The organism is Parahaliea maris, from assembly GCF_008064665.1.
In the GTDB taxonomy this organism is placed as follows: Bacteria; Pseudomonadota; Gammaproteobacteria; order Pseudomonadales; family Halieaceae; genus Parahaliea; species Parahaliea maris.
This window is the reverse complement of the sequence record NZ_VRZA01000004.1, coordinates 417,429-438,145: the sequence shown is the minus strand read 5'-3', so window position 1 is coordinate 438,145 and position 20,717 is coordinate 417,429. Positions and strand designations below refer to the sequence as shown.

Genomic DNA, 20,717 nt, shown 5'->3' with positions numbered 1-20,717 from the left:
ATTTAAGTGCGCTTTTACCAGCTTGCAGGCAAGAAATTGCTAAGCCCGCATTATACGTGGGCCGGCGTTGATGGCAAGCGGCGCGAAACGTTGCGGATTGTGGTGCGACGGGCGGGACTTGAACCCGCAAGGCCTGTTAAAGCCGGGGGAGTTTAAGTCCCCTGTGTATACCAATTTCACCACCGTCGCGTCAGGCAGTGTCGGAGGTGGCCGGCAAATCCGGCAGGCCCCCGAGGCGGCGGCATCATAGCACAGCGAAGTCGGCCCGGGGCAAGCCGCGGCACATGCTACACTGCCCCAACCCGTAACCCGGCCCGGAAATGCATGCGACTGCTTGCTGCTGCCACACTGCTGATCATCGTCCTGGCCTCCGGGCTGGTCATTGGCGGCGCCGCCTGGGTGCTGCAGTCTTCCGAGCGCAGTGTCGCGCTCGCCCGGTGGGCCGTGGCGCAGTTTACCAACCTTCGTCTCGAGCTCGTATCGCCGCAGGTGTCCGTCGACAAGGGCGAGCTCAGGGCCGGGCAGTTGCTGCTCTACCCCCAGCATCATCCGGAACTGCCGCTGCTGGTGATTCACGACCTGGAAGCGTCCTTCCGGCCCCGCGACCTGCTGCGGCGGCAGCTGCGGCGGGCCAGGGTCAGCGCGGGCAATCTCACCGTCTATGTAGGACCCGGAGACCCCGGCCAGAAGCCGAGCCCGGCGAGCTGGATGCGTTTCCTCAGATGGTTACCGGGTCAGCTCGAAGTGGCTTCCGTTCACCTCCTGCAACACGATGTGGAACTGCTGGTGTTTCCCCTCCAGCAGTTGAGCGGCCAATTGCAGGACGAGAACAGTTATCGCCTGCACGCCGTCGGCGACCTCCAGGGTGAGCCGTTGGATACCACGATCCATCTCTACGCCATGCGCAGTGAAAGGGGGCTCCGGGGCATCCAGCTGCGCGCCGACCTGCACGCCACCCGCAGTGCACGGGTGGCGGTGCTGGAAGGCGAACTGCTCGGAGGCACCGAGCGCTTCAGTTACGACTTCAGCCTCAACGCCGCCCTGCCGGACATCCACCTGTTGGCCGGGCGTGGCGCGGAGCTCAGTGGCCTTGCCGGCGCCCTGCAGATGCGCGGCCGCATCCGCGGAGATCTCGACCAGTTCCGCCTGTCGGATGCCGATTTCGGGCTGTTCAATGCGCCCGACTACGAGTTTTTGGCCCATGGCGAGTTCGACTATCGCGGCCCCGATGACAACCTGCTCCAAGTCCAGGCCAGCGGTCAGATCCAGGAACTCGCACTGCTGCTGGACTGGTTTGATGTCGACCTCAGTGGCCTCGGCAGCGCCCGGGCAGAGCTGGATATACAGGGACCCCTGGCTTCCCTGGCAGTGCCCTCCTTCACGTTGAACACCCATCATGGCGCGGGACTGGACCTCACCCTGCAAGGTAGCCTGGGGCCCGGTGCGCTGAATGCCGAAGGGGCGCAACAGCGGGATAACGAGGTCCGGGTGCGCGCAGCGGGGCCCGAACTGTCGGTACTGGAGCCCTGGCTGGGTGACAACATTCCCGACCGCACGGGCCCTTGGGAAGTCACCGCCCTGGCCACCGGGCGCCGGGATCAGGTGACGCTGGCCAACATCTCGGGGCGAATCGGCGAGCCGGGCGGGACGGTGCTGAACGCGAGCGGCCGTATCGAGCAGATCGATACCACAGCGCCCTTCAGCCCCGCCTCAGTGCAGGGCGTAAACCTGCAGTTGACCGGCACGGCCGAGACACTGGAGCGGATCAACCGGTGGTACCCCACCGGCCTCGATAACGCCCACCGGCTTACCGCTGACGCCGACCTCACCGGCAGTGGCGACGCCCTGCAACTGGAAAATCTCAGGGCAAACCTGGAAGGGAGTGACCTCACCGTGGCACTCACCGGGGCACAAGGACTCATCAGCAGTCCACAGTGGGCGTTGTCCCGATTCAATGGCGATCTCGCCGCCAGTATCAGCGACACCAGCGCCCTGTCCCAGTATTTTTCCGCAAGCGTCCCGGTGCTGGGTGCGGCTTCCGCCACCGCGCAGCTCGAACGAGTAGCGGGCACCTTCCGCCTGACGAACGTACAAGGGGAAATCAACAGCGAGCAGGTGCAATTGAGCCTGTCGGGCGAGCTCCCCAATCTGCGCACACTGGAGGCCACCCGGCTGGATGTCGTCTTTTCGCGCCTGGACATGCGCAACCTGATCCACTCATTGGTGGACGGGTTCACCTACCCACAGCCGCTGGGCGCGTTGGCGGGCCAACTGGCATTGCAGCGCACAGCAGGGGAATGGCACATGCCCCAAATCTCTGTGGCCAGTAGCGGGACGCCCGCCATCAAGCTGCAGGTTGATGGCGCAATGCGCGATCTCGCCGGGGCACCGAGTGGTGGAGGCTCGGTTGAACTGGCGATCACTGACCGGGAACTGCTCAAAGTGATGAGCGGGCGCGAACTTCCCACACTGCAGGCTTCTTTTTCAACCCAGGCCAGCGCGGGGAAACTCGATTTCAACGGCAGTGCCACGCTCGCGTCTACCACGCTGGCGCTGCAGGGGAAGCTGCGCCACCACAACCAGGAGGTGCAGGGACTGGTGCTTGAGCTGTCTTCCCCCGCCGTGGTGCTGGCAGACCTGGGTCTGCAATCCGATCCCGGGCAAGCGGCAAGCGCCCAGCCGGCGCCGCCTGATCGCAATGAGCAGGCCACCCCGTTTTCGCTGGAGGAACTGATCGGCTCCCTGCCCCGCTACCCCCTCGACTTGCAGCTGCACCTGGGGTCGGTGCGCGGAGAGAACATTGACCTCGAGGGCATCGACCTGGCCATTGAGGGCAGCGAGCGCCGTTATCTGTTGCGCCAACTGGATTTGCGCGGCGATGAGTCGCGACTGGAGTTGGCGGGCGTCATCGACCTGGCGGCCCAGCCACCCGGCATCAGTCTCGGTGGCCAGGCGCAGGCCCTGGATATGTACCACGTTGTGCGCGACCTGGGCTTGCAGCTCGACGTGGCCGGCATCCTCAACCTGCGCGGCGGTATCAGCGCGCGCGGCAATCACCGGGCCGAGTGGCTGGGGAGTCTCGACGGCAATGTCTCGCTGGCGCTCGAGGACGTGGAAATTGAAGGTGCCGCCTACGACCTGCTGGCGACGGACCTGCTGGCCTGGCTGTATTCCGGCGCAGCACTGGAAAAATCGACCCACGTGGACTGCACCATGGCCAGTTTCAGCCTTCGTTCCGGCGTGGCCAAAAGCGAGAACCTGTTCGCCGAGTCACCGCGCATGGTCGCCACCGGCAAGGGTACATTCGACCTGGTGCGCGAAACCCTCGACGTGCGGATAACACCACTGTCAAAAAACCGCCTGTTGCAGATTCCCTCCTCCATCACCCTCACCGGCAAACTGCGTAAACCGCGCACCTGGGTGTCTCCCATTACCGCTACCGTCGATGCCTCAGCCAAGGCGATGACCCTCATTCCCGCGCTGACGCTGAAACTGCTGGGCCTGCGCAGGGACGACGACAAACCCATGCGTCCCTGCGAGGCACTGCCCCCTGCCTGAGACAGCGCAGCTTCGCTCGCGTCGGGCGCTGGCGCACCGGTCGGGCCGTGTTACACTCAGCGCCGCAATAACAAGCATTCCGGAATAACTCTATGGCTTCTTCTCGCGGCGAATTCAGCTCGCGTTTTGGTTTTATCATGGCGGCAGCGGGCAGCGCCGTGGGACTGGGCAACATCTGGGGCTTTCCTACCCAGGCCGCAAGCAACGGCGGCGCGGCCTTCCTGCTGGTCTACCTGTTCCTGGCCTTTTCCCTGGCCTACCCTGCGCTCATGGCGGAACTCATCATCGGCCGTCACGCCCACGCCAATGCGGTGAATGCCCTGCGACAGATTTCGCCGGGCCCGGTCAGCAAGCGCATCGGGGCAACGACAGGGATAGCCGGTTTTATTGTCGCCAGCCTGATCCTCAGTTTTTACGCCATCGTGGCGGGGTGGATGATGGCCCACTGCCTGGCCTCACTGGCCCACCTTGCGGGCATGGAAGACCTGGCCAGTTGGCTCACCGAGTTCAGCTTCAGCCGTAACATCGTCTTCATGCTGATCTTCATGGGCCTGACCATCGGCATTATTTCCGAGGGTGTACAGGCCGGTATCGAACGCTGGTCCAGCCGCCTGATGCCAATGCTGCTGATTACCCTGGTGGTGCTCACCGGTTACGTGTTTACCCTCGATGGCGCCAGCGATGGCCTGCGGGTTTACCTGCTCCCGGACTTTGAGCGCGCCCTGTCGCCCAAGCTGATTATCAGCGCCCTCGGCGCTGCCTTCTTCTCCCTGTCCCTCGGGGTGGGGACTATGTTGATTTACGGCTCTTATGTGTCCGACAAGGAAAACCTGCCCACGCTCGGCGGCATGGTGACCCTGGTGGACATCTCCATCGCGGTACTGGCCGGGTTCCTGGTGCTGCCCGCCATGTACGTGGCGCTGCACAACGGCGTGGAGATTTTCAATGAAGCGGGGGCGCTGATTTCCGAGGACACCCTGATCTTCACCGTACTGCCAGCCCTGTTCGACACCATGGGCGTGGCCGGCGTGGTGGTCTCACTGACCTTCTTCTTCCTGATGAGCATCGCCGCACTCACCTCGTCCATTTCCATGCTCGAGGTCCCGGTGGCCTACACCATCGAGGAACACGGGGTCACCCGCAAGAAAGCCGTACTGATCATCGGAACGCTGATCGCCGGTGTCAGCACCGTGATCCTGCTGAACTTCGGCCAGTTGTTCGGGCTGGTTATTGCGGTGACCACTCGCTACAGCCAGCCGCTGCTGGGCTTCATGCTCTGCGTGTACGCCGGCTGGATCTGGCACCGCGACAGCCTGCTGCAGGAATTGCGCAAGGGAAATGCCGGCGCCGAACACAGCCTGTTCTGGAAAATCTGGCCGGGCTATGTGCGGGTGGTGTGCCCGCTGATCATCCTGGCGATTTTTGCCCAGTCCCTGCTGGGCTGACGCCGGGGTTCAGTTCAGCGAGAGGCTGCCGCGTTCCTCTACCCGCTGGGTGGGCAACAGGCCCTTGAAATCGATCTTGGCGGCAAAGCGGTAATCGAGGGTATCGCCCTGCTTCTGCCCCAGCTCCGCCAGCAGCCGCAACATCTCGAACAGGTTGATACCCGCTTCCAGTTTCACGGTTTCCTCGGCGTAGGGCTCGATACGCGGGACCTCGTTGGTCACGCCACTGACCAGTTCACGGTCGAGAATGTCGATGGTGTAGCTGATACCCACGATATCCAGCGCCTGCTTGTTGGGGTTGGCGACCCGCAGGGTAATCTCGAAGCGGGGCCCCGAATCCCGGGCCGGCAGGGAGCGCACATTGTCTACGCTAACGGTGGGCGGGTCCATGTCAGACATCAGTGAAGCGCAGGCACCCGTCAACAGCAGCACCATGGCACACAGGCCGCGCAGCACAACGCGCCCTTGCCGATTGATCGCAATCATGGTGATTCTTTCCCCTGTTTCCTATTGGCCGCCGCCATAAAAAACAGGGCGTAGCCAAAGCTGCCGCCGGCAAACACCAGGGCCACCCAGTCACCGGTTTGCAAATACATCCAGCTACTGAACACAAACATCGCCAGGGTCAGGGCCAGACCCAGCCAGCGCGCGGGCTGCGACATAAAACACTCCTGTGGACACGATCAGGTGAACGCCGGCCTTTTCAGCAGCCGGCGTTTGCCGCCATAATACCACCGCAATGAACAAGTTTATTTTTGTCTTTCTCGCCGTGCTGATCGGGCTCTTCACCGTGGAGATGCTGACCCCCGTGCAGGAGCACGTGGTGCAGCCTTTTACTACCGGCCTGGCGACGCTGAGCGCAGCGCTCATTACCCCCTTCGACGCCAACGTGATCGCCTATGGCCGCGTCATCGAGCACACGGTGAGCCGCTTTGCCGTATCCATTGAATCGGGTTGCAATGGCGTGGAAGCCGCCATCGTACTGATCGCCGGCATTCTCGCCTTTCCGGCCTCTGTGCGAGACCGCCTGCTGGCCATCGGGCTGGGTTTCCTGACCATCCAGGTGCTGAATATCCTGCGCATCATCAGCCTGTTTTATCTCGGCCAGTGGAGCGAACCGGTATTCAGCTTTACCCACCTGTATCTCTGGCCGGTATTCATCATGCTCGACGTACTGGTGGTGTTCCTGCTCTACCTGCGCTACCTCGATCGCCGCCCGCGGCTGGCAGAAAGTAGCAATCCGTGAGCAATCGCTCCCCCTATCAGTTCATGGCCTGGGTCCTGCTGTTGATGCTGCCCTTCTTCGGGCTGTGGTATGCACTTGGCAACCTTCCCGCGGCCCCGGCTTTCCTGCTGGCCCGCTACGCACTCGAATGGGGGCTGCCGGATATTGTCGACAGCGTGTCCCTGGACCAGACCCGCATGCTGGTGGTGACGGCCTTTGGCGAACACAACGGCGCGCTGCTGCCGGCCGAGCAGGCGGGACACCAGATGGCCTTTGCGGTGGACACCCGGCTGGTGTCCTATTCGATCCCCTTCTACGCGGCCCTGCATTTCGCCTCCGGGGTTCCGCAGTCCCTGGAACGCTTCAGCCGGGGTCTGCTCATTTTGTGGCTGCTCATGGCGCTGGGGCTGCTCAGCATCCAGTTGAAAAACCTGATGCTGGGCCTGCAGGACACCCTGTTCACCCAGGCTTCCATGCCCCTGCCACCACCGCCGGTCATTGCCCTGCTCTACCAGCTAAATACGCTGATCGTACCCACTCTGGCACCAGTACTGGCCTGGTTGTGGAGTGCGCGAGACGCGACAATCCTGACCAGCCTGCGACTCGGAAGAACACCTGCGCCGCACTGATCTTCTTCGGCAAGATCAACGTACCAAACGCAGCCAGACCATTGCACCCGCGACCGCGGGAATTTAACGTGGGGTTGTAACAAATGGACGGTAATCCGGCGATGAACGACGAGGTGAAAGCGCAGCGCCCACCGGTGGGCATCGGCGCCTGCCTGAACGGCCAGGCGGTGCGCTACGACGGCCAGACCAAGCGCCCCAGCGGCCCGGTGGCACGCCTGCGGGAAGCCTTTGACATCCGCCCCTTCTGCCCCGAGGTGGGCATCGGCATGCCCGTGCCCCGCCCGCCCATTCACCTGGTGGGCAGCGATGCGGGACAGGTTCGCGCACTCGACGTCGCCAGCCATACCCGGGATTACACCGAGCAGCTGGCGGACTACGCCCGGCGGGTACTGGAGCGCGCTCCCGAGCTATGCGGCTACATCCTGGTCAAGAACAGCCCCAGTTGCGGCTACGACCGGGTCAAACGCCACGCCGACAATGGCCACGCCGTGGCGTCGGACACCCAGGGCATCTTTGCCAGTGCCCTGCACGCCATCGATCCGCTGCTGCCGCTGGAGGACGACGGACGACTCAACGACCCCGGACTGCGCGACAGTTTCGTGTCCCGGGTGTTCGCCTACCGCGACTGGCGGCAACTGCGCGAGCAGGAACTGAGCCCCGCGGCCCTGATCGACTTCTACAGCCGCTACAAGTACCTGGTGATGGCCCACAGTGTCGGCAGCTACAAGCAGCTGGGGCGGATGCTGGCCAGCGCCGGCAAGCAGGACCTGGAAGCGCTTGCCGACGAGTTTATCCACGCCTTTATGGCCGCGCTGTCGGAGCGCGCGACCCTGCGCTCCCACAGCAACGTGCTGTTTCACCTGTCAGGCTACCTCAAGCGCGACATCAGCGATGCCGAACGCCAGCGGCTGCGGGCACTGATCGACGAGTACCGTTGCGGCCATGTTCCCCTGGTTGTTCCCGTGACGATGCTCCGCCATCACTTTGCCAACCATCACAACCCCTACATTGCCCAGCAGGCTTACCTGCAGCCCTACCCGGACCAGCTGGGCATGCGCAACCAGCTGTAGGCATGCTGGCACCTCCGATCACTACGACAACTGCGGCCACGGCGGGCGCCCGTGAACTGGCCCGGTTCATGCGCCGCCACCCTCGCATTGTGGTACTCACCGGCGCCGGTATCAGCAAGGGATCCGGCATCCCGACCTACCGGGACGAAAAGGGCACCTGGCTACACAGCCAGCCGATCACTCACCAGGCCTATCTCGGCGATGAGCATGCCCGGCGCCGCTACTGGAGCCGGTCGCTGCAGGGCTGGCCTGCGATACGGGACGCCCGACCCAACGCTGCACACCTCAGCCTGAGTGCCCTGCAGCGCCAGGGCCGGGTGGGCCTCATCGTGACCCAGAATGTGGATCGCCTGCACCAGCGCGCGGGCAGCCGCAACGTGATCGACCTGCACGGGCGGGTCGACCGGGTGATCTGCACCGGCTGCGGCGAGTATCTGCCCCGCGAAGCCCTGCAACAGCGCTTCGCCAGGCTGGGGTTTCATCCGCTGGCCAACGGCGCGGCAGCGCGACCCGACGGCGATGCGGACCTGCCGGAGAGCAGCGTGCTGGTACCACCGATCCCCCATTGCGAGGGCTGCAACGGACTATTGATGCCGGATGTGGTGTTCTTCGGTGGCGCCATTCCGCGCGCCCGGGTGGAAACGGTGTACGCCGCCATCGACGAGGCCGACGCCCTGCTGGTGATCGGCAGTTCACTGCAGGTGTATTCCGGCTTCCGTTTTTGCAAGCACGCGGCTCACACCGGCAAGCCCATCGCCCTGCTGAACCCCGGTACCAGCCGGGCCGATCCGCTGGCCACCCTGCGGCTGCCACTGGACTGTGCGGCCGTGCTGGAAAACCTGCCGGCGGACTGATCCGCCCCCACCACCGCCTGCGTACTGTGTGCATGAGTAACCCCATCCTCTTCTGGTTCCGCCAGGACCTCAGACTGAAAGACCATCCCGGACTCCAGGCCGCGGCAGCCAGCGGACGCCCTGTTATTCCCCTCTACATTCTGGATGACACCTCGCCGAGGCACTGGCGTATGGGCGGCGCCAGCCGCTGGTGGCTACAGCAGAGCCTGGCTGCCCTCGGCAGCGCTCTGCAGCGCAGCTATGGCCTCACCCTGGTCCTGCGCCGTGGCTCGCCGACCGACATACTGCCGGCGCTCGCCAGCGAGACCGGCGCCGATACCGTTATGTGCACCCGCCAGTACGAGCCCTGGGCAGCCGATCTCGAGCAGCAATTGCACCGTGCTTTGGCAACCACGGGGGTCGAACTCAAACGCTATCCAGGCAACCTGTTGTTCGAGCCGGGGACCGTGCTCACCCAGGGAGAAACGCCCTTCAAGGTATTTACCCCGTTCTGGAAAAGCTGCCTGGCGCGGCCCGAGCCGCGGCTGCCGCTGCCGCCACCGGAGCGCCTGGTGCCCGCCTCTCCGGTCCCTGACTCAGAATCTCTTGAAGACTGGCAGCTGTATACCGCCCAGCCGGATTGGGCAGCGGGATGGTCCGAGCGGTGGCACCCCGGCGCCCAGGGCGCGGGCGCCGCGCTGGCACGCTTCCTGGGAGAAGCGGCAGAAGATTACAGCGACGGACGTGATATCCCTTCCAGGATGAGCACCAGCCGCCTGTCCCCCCACCTGCACTTTGGTGAAATCTCTCCCCGTGCCGTTTGGCATGCTTCGCGCCAGGCAGCGCGAGACCGCCCGGCACTGGGCGACCAGATCGACAAATTCCTCAGTGAACTCGGCTGGCGGGAGTTTTCCTACCACCTGCTGCACTTCTTTCCCACGCTGCCGGAAAAGCCTTTCAGGGAGACTTTTGGCGCCTTCCCCTGGCGCCAGGACGACGCCCAGCTCCGGGCCTGGCAACAGGGCCAGACGGGCTACCCGCTGGTGGACGCCGGCATGCGCGAGCTCTGGCAAACGGGCTACATGCACAACCGGGTGCGCATGGTCACTGCATCGTTCCTGACCAAACACCTGATGCTCCACTGGCGCGAAGGAGAAGACTGGTTCTGGGACACCCTGGTGGACGCCGACCTGGCCAACAATGCCGCCAGCTGGCAGTGGGTGGCCGGTAGCGGCGCCGACGCGGCGCCCTATTTCCGCATCTTTAACCCGGTCACCCAGGGCCAGAAGGTGGACGCCGGGGGCGACTACATCCGCCGCTGGGTGCCGGAACTGGCTGAATTGCCCGACAAATACCTCCACCGCCCCTTCGACGCCCCGGAAAGTGTCCTCAAAACAGCTGGCGTTGTCCTCGGAGACACCTACCCCGAGCCACTGGTCCCCCACGCCGAAGCCCGCCAGAGAGCCCTGGACGCCTACCGGAGTCTGACGGGCTGAGGGCTCCGAAGGATGGCATTTCCGCCCCAAGTCACTACACTGGACAAAGGGGAACCGAGGCCGGAGAGGCCCTCAGGCACAGGTGTGCCTGCCCCGCAGATTGACGGATAGGGCCGTCAGCAACCGACTCAAAGGAAGACACAATGACCCGCATTACCCATAAGACCCTCCTTGCCAGTGCCCTCACACTCGGCCTGGGTGCCAGCTTCGCCGCCGCCGACATCGCTGAAGTTACCACCGAGCAGGGCGATGTCATGACCTTCGAATACGAGGGCGATAATCTCCGCATCAACATGCAGGAAAGTGGCGCCGGCGGCTACATGCTGGTGCGCGACGGCAAGATGTACGTGGTGAACTACAACGACGGCCAACCCATGGTGTTCGACCTGGGCTCGGCGTTCCAGATGTTTGGCTCGATGGCGACCAGTGCCACCCCGAGTACAGTCGACAGCAAAGTGATCTCCCTGAAAGCAACCGGTGCCAGCGAAACGCTGGGCGGCATCAAGGGGGATGTCTATGAACTGCGCTTCATCGACCACGAGGGTCGCGAGCGGCAGGAAAACCTCGTGCTCTCGGATGACCCCCTCGCCATCGGCTTCCGCGACGCGATCGAGAAAATGGCCCGCACCCTGGCCGCGTCGGTCGACGAGAAACAATTCGAGAAAGAACTCAAGGCCAGCGAGAAGCTGCAACAGCAACTGGCGGACCTCAACAAGGGTGTTCTGCGCTACGGCAAGGATATGCAGATACGCTCGATCAAGGACACCACCGTCGACGCCCAGCGCTTCGTACTGCCTGCCGCCCCCACTGACCTCGGCGGCATGATGAGCGGCATATTCGGCGGCGGTAGCAGCAGTAGCCAGAAAAGCGGCCAGAGCAGCGGCGGACTGGGCTCGTTGTTTGGCGGCGGCAGTTCCTCTGACAAGGAGGAAGCCCCCGCCGAAGAGGAAGGCACCGGGTCAGCCGCAGAGGGCGTGGGCAAGGCGGTCGGCGAAGCCTTCGGCAAGCTGTTCGGTAAGTAAACGGCTCAGGCCGCCCAGGCGAGCAGCCCTTTGAAGGCGGCCTGCAACCTTCCTGACACCGTCTCAGCAAACGCCGGATCATAGTCCGGCGTTTCTGCACCCTGCGCCTCGCGCATGTAACAGCACTGTGCCAACTCCATCTGCACCGCGTGCACACCAGTTTCCGGAACGCCAAAGGAGCGGGTAATCCAGCCCCCCTTGAAGCGGCCATCCTGCACACAGGTGTAGGGCTCGCGATCAATATGGCGGCGCAACAGCTCGACGATCTCCGGCGCACAGCTGCGGCCGGAATTGGTGCCGATATTGAAGTCGGGCAGCACACCTTCGAACAGCCGCGGTACCTGGCTGCGAATCGAGTGCGCATCGTAGAGCAGCACCCTGGGGTGTTGCGTTTGCAGGCGGGACAGTTCCTGCTTCAACGTGGCGTGATAAGGGTCGTAGTAAAGACTGCGCCGCCGGGCGATTTCCTCTTCATCCGGCTCAGCGCCAGGCGTGTACAGCGGCGTGCCGTCAAAAGCCGTCACCGGGCACAGGCCGGTGGTGGCCTGCCCCGGGTACAGGCTCACGCCGTCCGGGGCGCGATTGACGTCGATCACGCAGCGCGAAATCGCGGTCCGAACGATCGTGATATCCAGCGCTTTGGCAAACCCGTAGAGCCGCTGTACCCACCAGTCGGTGTCGTAGCGCGCCAGCGGCAGGGAGACCAGCCGTGCGGCGACGTCCTCCGGGATTTCGACCCCGGTATGGGGCAGGCTCAGGACCATGGGCGCTTCTCCACGGGAAACCTCGAGCCAGGTTTCAGCTGTCTCACTCATCGCACTACCCTCCCAGGATCCACTGCAGGGCACGCTGATAGGCCTGGCCGATCTCGTCAGCCAGCACATGTCGGCCCTCACTCACGCACAGCTGCCCTGCCCGCCAGACGCAGTCAATTGCGCCCCGCCCAGAGCCGAATATCCAGCTATCGACGATGGCGTCGCCGCGGCGTTCCAGCAGCGCGGGATGCTCTGCACGCAGACTGAAAAAATCGGCCGGTGCGCCGACGCGCAACCCCGCCCCGGTGCCCAGTGCCTGCCCGCCTCCGATCAGTGAGGCCTCAAGCAGTTGTCGGCCGGTAGAGCCCCCCTCCTTCGCCAGCACATTCCGGCGCTGGCGGGTCAGCCGCTGTCCGTATTCCAGCAGTTCCAGTTCGCCGGCGAGATCGATGCGGACGTTGGAATCGCTCCCCACCCCGATACGCCCGCCGTGGGCCAGGAATTCCTCCACGGGAAAAACGCCGTCGCCGAGATTCGCTTCAGTGATGGGGCACAGGCCTGCCACCGCGCCGCTCCGCGCCAGTCCTTCGCACTCCGCGGTGGTCAGGTGGGTGGCATGGACATAGCACCAGCGTTCATCCGGCGGTTGATGCTCCAGCAGCCACTCCACCGGCCGCCTGCCGGACCACGCCTGGCACTGCTCCACTTCCGCCATTTGCTCGGCAACGTGGATGTGCACCGGGCCGGATTCAGTCAGGGCTACAAGGCGCTGCAGCTGCGCCGGTGTCACCGCGCGCAGGCTGTGTGGCGCAACACCCAGCACCCCGCCGTCCAGCGCCGAAAGTTGTGCAGGCAGGGCTTCATAGAGCCGGGCAAAGCTGTCGAGGTCATTGATAAAGCGGGCCTGGGCACCGGTTGGCGCCTGCCCACCGAAGCCACTGTGGGCATAAAACACCGGCAACAGGGTCAGGCCGATCCCGGTGCGCTCCGCGGCGGCGGCGACACGTGCCGAGAGCTCCGCGGGATTGGCGTACTGCTGGCCATCGGCATCGTGGTGTACATAGTGAAATTCACCGACCCGGGTGAAGCCCGATTGCAGCATCTCCGCAAAGGCCTGGGCGGTGATGGCCTCGAGATCCTCTGGGCGCATACGCTCTACAAAACGGTACATAAGCTCGCGCCAGGACCAGAAGCTGTCGCTACGGCTCTTGTTGACCTCGACCAGCCCGGCCATCCCCCGCTGGAAGCCGTGACTGTGCAGGTTGGGCATGCCGGGCAACAGGATGCCAACCCGGTGATCACCGGCCACCGGCGCCGTATCAGCGATGACTGCCGTGATCCTGCCGGATTCCACTGACAGCTGTACGCCTTGCGCCCAGCCGTCGGCCAAGAGAGCGCTCTCCGCGTAGTACCTAAGGGTCATGATTTACTGCTTACCTGTCATATACGGAATGTCCATTCATGCGGACGCCACTTACCGGGACGCGTATTATCGCCAGTTTCAACCTGAATTGTATATACATCTTGAGGCCATTTCCCTATCCAGTGCCACACCGCTCGGTACGATCGCCAGGTGGGTAACAGACTGCAGTCTACGTATTTCGCGCAAAACACAGTTATGATTGACGACAGGCCTGCAGAATCAAGCTACCGGTTCCGGATTGTCGACAGGGGAAGTTGAATGGGCCAGATAGATGATCTTGGCGACGCCGTCTCGCTGCTGATTACTGTGGCAATCACTGTCCTTTTCGTCTGGCTTTGGCTGGGCCCGACAATATACCGTCCCTTCAAGAATCGGGGCCTCGAGAAATTCCGCTCGTTCCTGGCAGGGCTTGCTGCGCGGCCCGAGGACTATGAATACTTCACCACCGGACACATTATCTGGTCGCAGGTATCGATCAACGAGATTGAGAAAATCATCAGTAACATGGCGGTAAGATCGGGCGGCGAGACAGGACCATTCCCGGCTCTACCCCGCTTTCTGCTGCACGTTCATGAACATAAAAGGCGGGTGTACTTTGTACCAACTAACGCCAAAGTCTTCGATTGGGACAGTATCCCTCATTACGAGCAGTATGTGAGAGACAGAACAGACGACGGTTGACGTGAACACCAGGGAAGGTGCGATGATGAAAAGTCATACGGGTTCGGGAGAACAGAAACCGGGCAGTGGTGCTGGAATAAACCCCTCCCGGTTGCAGATTGACTTTGCTCTGCCGCTGATCGACGCGAATCGCGTGTACCGCATACGGCGCCTGGGAACGTCTCTTCAACATCGATGGTTCTGGGGGATCACTGCGCTACTGACAATTACCGCGATCGCGCTTGCCCTCCATCTCAATAACGGGAAGGATTATATCCTGCGGTCACTCGCTCTTTCCCTGTTCGTCCCACTGTTCTCCTGGTACGGCTATGTAAACAAGTACAGATTCATATTTGGATCAGCTTCGGCTATCCGGCTGGTAGGTGGCAGGACGGTGAAATTCTCCTACAGAATCACAGAATCAGGCCTTACAGAGATCATTGACGGTAGCGAGGGGAAGATTCCTTTTACAGACATCCTCGATATCCAGGCAGAACGTGGAGAAACCACCCTGGTTACGCGGCAGCACCGCATCGTAATCCCTGCACGCTCGGTTGAGCGAGGGGAACTTGGAGCGTTCCTGCAGCAACTGAATAAACGGGCCAACCCTGATGCCCGCTGATAACTCCGGGCTTCACACAAACTCGAACGCCACGGCGGAAGCGCCGTCTCTCTGGCCCGGCAAAGTCGCCAGTCGATCCAAACTGCACGCAAGGTAAATCACCTGAATCAGTGTAGTTTTTGGCAGCCATACGATGTGTGGCTATAGTTTCTCATACAGGGAAGTCACTACGCACAGAATGGAGCGCATTAGCTATGACTATGAAAAACTGTCAAAGCTGTGGGGGTCAACTCGAGCAGACGCTGGACCAGTGTCCGTCCTGCGGCGCCATCCAGGAATCCTTCGCCTACACCAGCAAAACAGCGGCCGCCGTCCTCGCGTTTTTCGGCGGCAACTTTGGCCTTCACCGGTTCTATCTCGGGCAGTGGTGGGGAGTCCTCTACCTGTTGCTGTTCTGGACGTACATTCCGGCGTTGGTTGGGATTATCGAGGCCATCGTATTCTCGCTTCGCGACCAACAAACTTGGAATGCCCAGTACAACAAGGGCATATCTTTCGGTCGCGAAAAAGGCGGCCTCATTCTGATCATCGTTCTCACTGTCGGCATGATATTTATCCTGGGCATTCTCGCCGCCATCGCGCTGCCGGCTTACCAGGACTACACCATACGCGCGAAGATGACAGAACCGATGCTGGATGCGGCCGAGTTAAAGATGATCGTTGCCGAACACGTGCTCGTCGAAGGAGCCTGGCCCCAGTCCCTGGCGAGCACCGGCAGTGACTTCCGCCCTCAAAGTAGCCTGGTTCAATCCGCAACCATTGAGGATGGGGTCATCCACATTCAGGTCGCCCCCGCCACGGGCACACAAGGTGAACTCATATTTGTACCGAGCTACGAGGAAGGTGAAGTCACCTGGAGTTGTGAGGAGTCAACGGTGCCGGCCCGTTACTTGCCTGCGGCCTGCCGGTAAAAGATGGCTTCATGCAGGAACTGACAGCCTTGAGTCTGTTGCAGTGGCTGGCGGTGGGCGAGTTCCTGATAATGTATGGAATCTCACTGAAGTTGTCCGGTAGGGGTTATGTACCAGGCCTGTGCCTATGCCTGTTTGGCACGACGATCCTGATTATCAAGCTGGTTCTCATGCCGCTCATTCTATGGACACTATCGCCCCTTGCGCAGTTTTCCCAATGTAGCTTGAGGCAGACATTGCATGCCGAAACCCTTGTCTGTGGGCGTGCGATGGGTAGCGCTTACGCATGTTTTGCCGCCGCTGGAACGGCCGTTGTATGGCAGTTCATCGCCGAGAAGGTATTTGACAAAGAGGCGCGCTGAGCAGTGACGAGCCCTTAATCAGGTATTGCGCATCAGGCGTCTCGGAACGATGAAGCAACGCCAGCTGCTCTGGCGGCCAGTAGCAGCGCTGACCTGCATCGCGATGCTGGGTATCTATCCCTCCCGGAGCTGAAAACCGGATACGCTGGCGTCCGGCAGTATCTCGTCTATGCTTGTTGCCATAGAGGTAAGCGCTGGACCGGAGGTGCATCATGTACCGAAATGCAGCCGCAGTACTGGTTGGTTCACTTTTGGCATGCTCGATGTCAGCCCCCGCCTCGGCCTGTGGCGAGAGTCTTTACCGTGTGGGCAAGGGCGTCGCCTTCCGCGAATACAGCGCCCCCTTGCCTGGCCGCATCCTGGCCCTGGTGACAACCGAGAGTGACCGGGTCATGGCATCCATCCTTCGGGACGCAGGCCACGATGTGCATACGGTGGAATCCGTGGCGCAGTTGGGGAGCGAACTGACCAGCGCCGAACACGAGTTCGACGTCGTCATTACCCTGTACGAAGACCACGCCGCAGTACAGGAGGAAATCGCTCAGGCCCGGTCCGGTGCTGCCTATCTGCCCGTCGCCGCAGCCGACAGTGGCCAACTCGAGCACGCACGGCTCATCAACCGGGATGCGCCATCGACTGAGGACAGGGTCAACACCTTCCTGCGCGCCATTCACCAGACCCTCGTTCGCAGAGCACCTGCCTGAGGCAATTCGTGAACGCTGCGCCAGGGAGAAGGTGCTGTTGTCCTGCCGGGCCGCGCCACTGGCTGGCGACCGGTGTAGCCTACCTTGCGTCGGCGTCATTCTGCCTTGCCGACAACAACCCCTCCGGACACCGCGGCGAAATGTCCATTGGTTACCAGTACATTCACATCGATGGTTACGAAGCCACCTTTGGTAAACTGGATCTCGGCACGACCGATACCCATATTCTGAATTTTGACGTGTCGTTTGCGGTGACCGACCGCTGGTCAGTGTCATTGGGGATTCCCCTGGTCAGAAAGCGCTATCACGGGCCACTACCCCATGACCCTGACAGCATTATCCCTCCCGCCGACCAGGAGAATATCGACGATGGCAAGTTCCGTACCGATTTCCAGGACTTCCACCTTGGCGTTAACTACAGAGCCTGGGAAAACGCCAACTTTTCGTTTTCTCCATTCATCTCCTACGGCACACCCAGCCATGATTATCCCTTTTTCGGCAACGCCGCCATCGGCCAGAACCTGTGGAAACTGGAGCTGGGTTTTGACCTGGTCTATGTGCCCACGTTTTCCTACTGGTACTTCCGGTTCGCACCCAGCTATGAATTTGTTGAAGAAACCCTGGGGGTCAACATCAACAATGTTCGGGTGAACGCGGCAGCGGGCTATTTCGTCACAGACCGGGTATCCCTGAACGCCTTCGTACTGGCCAAGCAGGGTAAAGGGCTGGATTTTCCGGAGGATTTTCCGCCGCCGCGCAACGACGAGTTCTGGTTCAATCACGACCGGATGGCGCGACACAATTACGTCAATCTTGGCCTGGGGCTGGAGTGGCAGGTAGATCCCATGTATCACGTCAGCCTGTCGTGGATGACCATGGTGCACGCCGAGCAAACCCATATCATGCAGGACACCATTACGATGGGGCTCTCTAAGGCGTTCTAGCGACCTCCTCCGCTCCCGTCCGGGTCTGCGCCAGCGCCACCTGTTCCAGTGTCTGCGGGAGAACTTCCCGCAGCTTGCGCTTGCGCTCCAACACGTTGTCCAGAACCACCTGGTAGCGGCGATTACCGGCCATCCGCTTGCGAAAACAGGGCTGGTCCCGCAGTACCGGATACCACAGTAACCCCAGCGTGGTGGTGGTTTTCTCCAGTTCGGCCAGGGCCATTTCCTGCTCACCCGAGATGGACAGCAGGCACGCAAGATTCATGTGGGGGTGCCAGGAATTCATATCGGCCGCCCATTGCCGGAACATGCCGCGGAGGTAATCAATCAGGCGCACCGCGTCCTCGCGGCTCCCCGCTTCCATCAGTGCATCCGCCAGCATGACACCCGCCTCGATATCCTGCAGCGTCGCGCTGTCACGATACAGGCGTTCAGGCAGGCCCTGGGTGCCCATGAGCCGTATCACGATGTCGGGCCTGTCTGTGGCCGCATAGGCCCGCGCCAGGGTAAAAAGTGCCGCAGAGGACTTGTCTTCCAGTACCAGGTTGAACGCCATTTCTATCAGTTCATCGTACTGGCGCGAGAAGTACAGTGTGGCGACAGACTGCTCCGGGTCGTATTGGCGCGCAGTTTCCAGGTCGCCTATTCGGGTATACAACTCGGCTAACCGCCACCGGGAGGCGTTATTCATGGGCGCCTGCTCCCGTGCCTGGCTCGACCAGGCGATGGCCTTGTCGAGATCACCCACCACTTCATAGATACGGGATATCACCAGGTCCGCCGCGGCCGAATCGAAGGTCCCTGAAATCTGCGCAACCAGTTTTTCGGCCGGCGCGTACCAGCCGTTGGTCGCATAAAAATTGCCGAGTGCTTCGTAGCGCCGAATCGACATTGGGTCCAGGTCGCGAGCGCGCTCGAGGTAGGGGCGCGCGGCCAAAGTCTCCGCCCTGGCAACGAGATACAAGCCGTAGTCTGCCAGAGCGTCGGCGTTGCTGGGGTTCAGTTCCACGGCCCTGCGCAGGTGCTCACCCACGCCGTCGGCGTGTCGTGCGTAAAGGTACAGCCCGACTGTATGCTCAACCTGCGACAGTTGTTGCCCGGTCGCCTGGGCAGCCTCAATGAATACCTGCGCCTCGTTGACGTTCCCCCTGTACAGGAGCGCGGCCGCCATCCGGCTGTTCAACAACGCCGACCCGGGATCTTCGGCCAGCGCCTGGCGGTAGGTCGCAATGGCCTGATCCAGCTTATCCTGGTCGATAACGTCCTGCTCCAGGGCGCTTTTGAGATGGCTATTTGCCAACAGCATCAGGGAAAAAGCAGCATCGCTGCTGATGGCGACGCGACCCTCGGTAATTTCGCCTGGTGATTCACCCACCAGCTGCTGGGCAGCATCGTCGAATACGCGCTCCTGCAGGTCCAGTAAACCCTCCTCCCCCTGCTGGTAGCTTCTGCTCCAGACCTGCCGGCCGGATGCCCCGTCCAGGATAAACAGACGCAACTGGACGCCCTCATCCCCGTACTCCAGTTCACCGCTGATCAACCACCTGGCATCGAGAGCCGCGGCGATAGCAGCCGGGGCCGTGGTTTCCAGACGAAATTCACGCGATGAATCCCGCCCCACCACCTGCAGGCCGGCAACACTGCCCAACTGGTCTCGCAACTGGCCGGAAAGGCCTTCCCCCAGATACTCGTACTCACCCTCGTTACCCAGGCCACCCCGATGGGCGAAGGGAATCACTGCGACCGGATGGCTAACCGGCGTTGTGTTGGGCACGGAGCGCAAAACGGCAATGAGCGCAGCGCCCAGCAGGGTCAGCGATAGTACTATCGCCAGGCGTTTGTGCTTCCAGAACGCCGCCACTCTGGAAGCGTTTTGTCCTTCAGGACCGTCAACCGCTGAACCGGTCTGTTGCAACGCGCCGAGAAACGCCCCCATCGAGTGAAACCGCGCACCGGGTTCTTTCGCCAGAGCGCGCTGGAGAATACCTCGCAACCAGGGGGAAAAAGCCGCCAGGTCAGGCACCTCGTCGTGGCGGATCTGGTGAATCACCGCCTCTACCCGGTCGCCATGGAAAGGCCGGGTGCCGGTGATCATTTCGTAGAGCAGAATGCCGAGGGACCACACATCTGTGCGCTGATCCACCCCACTGCCGCGGGTCTGCTCGGGGCTCATATAGGCCACGGTGCCCACAATGATATTTTGTTCTGTTCGGTCTGATTGCGTCAGCTTGGCAATGCCGAAGTCCAGCAAGCGCACTGAGTCCGCGGACTCGAAAATCACGTTGGCGGCCTTTACATCCCGATGCACGATGCCCGCCTGATGAGCGGCACAGAGTGCCTGGGCTACCTGGATCGCAATGTCCACGGCCCTCGAGACGGGAAGCGCCCCCTTCCTGAGCACTGCCGCGAGGGTCTCACCGGTGTAGAACGGCATCACCAGGTAGTGCTCGCCGTCCTGCGACTCACCGATTTCGTAGACCAATCCGATATGCGGATGGTTGAGCGCCGAGACGGCCCGGGCCTCGATCATGAAGCGTTCGTCCGACAGGCCGGACGCCTTGGAAAGCACCTTGATCGCAACTTCCCGCTGCAGTGCAGGATCGTAGGCCAGGTACACGCGGGTGTGCCCACCCTCACCCAGTATCGAACGAATTTCAAAGCGCCCGATACAGGTTCCGATCTTCGGGTCTTCGATATTTTCCAGCAGGACATCCACGGCCGCATTGACAGCACTTTGCAACTCGAGCGTCAAACCGTCGCCGTCTTCACTGTACCTGAGCAGGTCTTCAACCTCGGCGCGAAGTTCCTGGGGTTCGATGGTGGAGAGAAATTGCCGCCGGACATCGCCCTCCATGGACGATGCCTGCTCGAACAGAGCTTCGATGACGGCTAGGGACTGTGCCATGGATGGTTTACCTCCAGGCCTTTGCCTGGCGCGGGTATCCGGACATCTGTCATGTCGAAACTATACACAGTATGGGTGACAATCCGGTCAATCGCCCTGATTTCTGGAAAACCAGCCAGTTCGTGATAGAAAGCATCGGTATTCGGTGTAAAG

The 20,717-nt window shown here is 61.9% G+C and carries 19 protein-coding genes and 1 tRNA gene; 14 read left to right on the top strand and 6 right to left on the bottom strand.

The window, feature by feature from the left end; translation table 11 throughout:
- Nucleotides 1-100: 100 nt before the first annotated feature.
- A tRNA-Leu gene (locus tag FV139_RS13845) sits at nt 101-189 on the bottom strand.
- 135 nt (nt 190-324) lie between these two features.
- Here FV139_RS13845 and FV139_RS13840 point away from each other — a divergent pair.
- Complete coding sequence (locus FV139_RS13840; RefSeq protein WP_148069030.1) at nt 325-3,558, top strand: AsmA family protein; 3,234 nt, start codon at nt 325-327, stop codon at nt 3,556-3,558.
- 92 nt (nt 3,559-3,650) lie between these two features.
- A complete protein-coding gene (locus FV139_RS13835; protein WP_148069029.1) occupies nt 3,651-5,003 on the top strand; it encodes a sodium-dependent transporter in 1,353 nt (450 codons plus the stop codon).
- A 9-nt stretch (nt 5,004-5,012) separates the two neighbouring features.
- Here FV139_RS13835 and FV139_RS13830 read toward each other — a convergent pair whose 3' ends face one another.
- Both FV139_RS13830 and FV139_RS13825 read right to left on the bottom strand, forming a co-directional pair.
- The gene (locus FV139_RS13830) at nt 5,013-5,489 is read right to left on the bottom strand and encodes an LEA type 2 family protein (RefSeq protein ID WP_148069028.1); all 477 of its coding nucleotides are present in this window, start codon (nt 5,487-5,489) and stop codon (nt 5,013-5,015) included.
- Nucleotides 5,486-5,665 (bottom strand): hypothetical protein, encoded by a 180-nt coding sequence (locus FV139_RS13825; RefSeq protein WP_148069027.1) that lies wholly within the window; start codon nt 5,663-5,665, stop codon nt 5,486-5,488. The genes FV139_RS13830 and FV139_RS13825 overlap by 4 nt, the downstream gene beginning before the upstream one ends.
- Nucleotides 5,666-5,742: 77 nt before the next feature.
- On the opposite strand from FV139_RS13825, the gene xrtH reads away from it, so the two are divergent.
- From xrtH to FV139_RS13795, 6 genes are all read left to right on the top strand, one after another.
- Nucleotides 5,743-6,249, top strand: coding sequence for an exosortase H (gene xrtH / locus FV139_RS13820; RefSeq protein WP_148069026.1), 507 nt, complete (start codon nt 5,743-5,745; stop codon nt 6,247-6,249).
- Nucleotides 6,246-6,857, top strand: a complete 612-nt coding sequence (locus FV139_RS13815; protein ID WP_148069025.1) for an exosortase H-associated membrane protein — start codon at nt 6,246-6,248, stop codon at nt 6,855-6,857. The genes xrtH and FV139_RS13815 overlap by 4 nt, the downstream gene beginning before the upstream one ends.
- A gap of 83 nt (nt 6,858-6,940) precedes the next feature.
- Complete coding sequence (locus FV139_RS13810; protein WP_148069024.1) at nt 6,941-7,927, top strand: YbgA family protein; 987 nt, start codon at nt 6,941-6,943, stop codon at nt 7,925-7,927.
- 2 nt (nt 7,928-7,929) lie between these two features.
- Nucleotides 7,930-8,781, top strand: coding sequence for an NAD-dependent protein deacetylase (locus tag FV139_RS13805; RefSeq protein ID WP_148069023.1), 852 nt, complete (start codon nt 7,930-7,932; stop codon nt 8,779-8,781).
- A 32-nt stretch (nt 8,782-8,813) separates the two neighbouring features.
- Complete coding sequence (locus tag FV139_RS13800; protein ID WP_148069022.1) at nt 8,814-10,256, top strand: cryptochrome/photolyase family protein; 1,443 nt, start codon at nt 8,814-8,816, stop codon at nt 10,254-10,256.
- 143 nt (nt 10,257-10,399) lie between these two features.
- Nucleotides 10,400-11,278: a hypothetical protein gene (locus tag FV139_RS13795; RefSeq protein WP_148069021.1), complete on the top strand. Its 879-nt coding sequence runs from the start codon at nt 10,400-10,402 to the stop codon at nt 11,276-11,278.
- A gap of 5 nt (nt 11,279-11,283) precedes the next feature.
- Here FV139_RS13795 and hutG read toward each other — a convergent pair whose 3' ends face one another.
- Nucleotides 11,284-12,093: an N-formylglutamate deformylase gene (gene hutG, locus FV139_RS13790; protein WP_148069020.1), complete on the bottom strand. Its 810-nt coding sequence runs from the start codon at nt 12,091-12,093 to the stop codon at nt 11,284-11,286.
- A 4-nt stretch (nt 12,094-12,097) separates the two neighbouring features.
- Complete coding sequence (locus FV139_RS13785) at nt 12,098-13,456, bottom strand: formimidoylglutamate deiminase (RefSeq protein WP_148069019.1); 1,359 nt, start codon at nt 13,454-13,456, stop codon at nt 12,098-12,100.
- Nucleotides 13,457-13,714: 258 nt separating this feature from the next.
- Here FV139_RS13785 and FV139_RS13780 point away from each other — a divergent pair, with 258 nt between their 5' ends.
- The 6 genes from FV139_RS13780 (at nt 13,715) to FV139_RS13755 (ending at nt 17,659) form a co-directional block, all read left to right on the top strand.
- Nucleotides 13,715-14,137, top strand: a complete 423-nt coding sequence (locus tag FV139_RS13780) for a hypothetical protein (protein WP_148069018.1) — start codon at nt 13,715-13,717, stop codon at nt 14,135-14,137.
- Nucleotides 14,138-14,159: 22 nt separating this feature from the next.
- Nucleotides 14,160-14,738, top strand: coding sequence for a hypothetical protein (locus tag FV139_RS13775; RefSeq protein ID WP_187276533.1), 579 nt, complete (start codon nt 14,160-14,162; stop codon nt 14,736-14,738).
- A 194-nt stretch (nt 14,739-14,932) separates the two neighbouring features.
- Entirely contained in the window at nt 14,933-15,649 is a 717-nt protein-coding gene (locus tag FV139_RS13770) for a pilin (protein WP_148069016.1), read from the top strand.
- 11 nt (nt 15,650-15,660) lie between these two features.
- Nucleotides 15,661-16,011 (top strand): hypothetical protein, encoded by a 351-nt coding sequence (locus tag FV139_RS13765; protein ID WP_148069015.1) that lies wholly within the window; start codon nt 15,661-15,663, stop codon nt 16,009-16,011.
- Between the two features lie 263 nt (nt 16,012-16,274).
- On the top strand, nt 16,275-16,715 hold the full coding sequence (locus tag FV139_RS13760; RefSeq protein WP_187276532.1) for a hypothetical protein: 441 nt from the start codon (nt 16,275-16,277) through the stop codon (nt 16,713-16,715).
- Between the two features lie 8 nt (nt 16,716-16,723).
- On the top strand, nt 16,724-17,659 hold the full coding sequence (locus FV139_RS13755) for a transporter (RefSeq protein WP_187276531.1): 936 nt from the start codon (nt 16,724-16,726) through the stop codon (nt 17,657-17,659).
- Here the strand turns inward: FV139_RS13755 and FV139_RS13750 are convergent.
- Nucleotides 17,646-20,564, bottom strand: coding sequence for a serine/threonine-protein kinase (locus tag FV139_RS13750; protein WP_148069012.1), 2,919 nt, complete (start codon nt 20,562-20,564; stop codon nt 17,646-17,648). The two genes, FV139_RS13755 and FV139_RS13750, sit on opposite strands and share 14 nt — an antisense overlap.
- Nucleotides 20,565-20,717 lie beyond the last annotated feature (153 nt).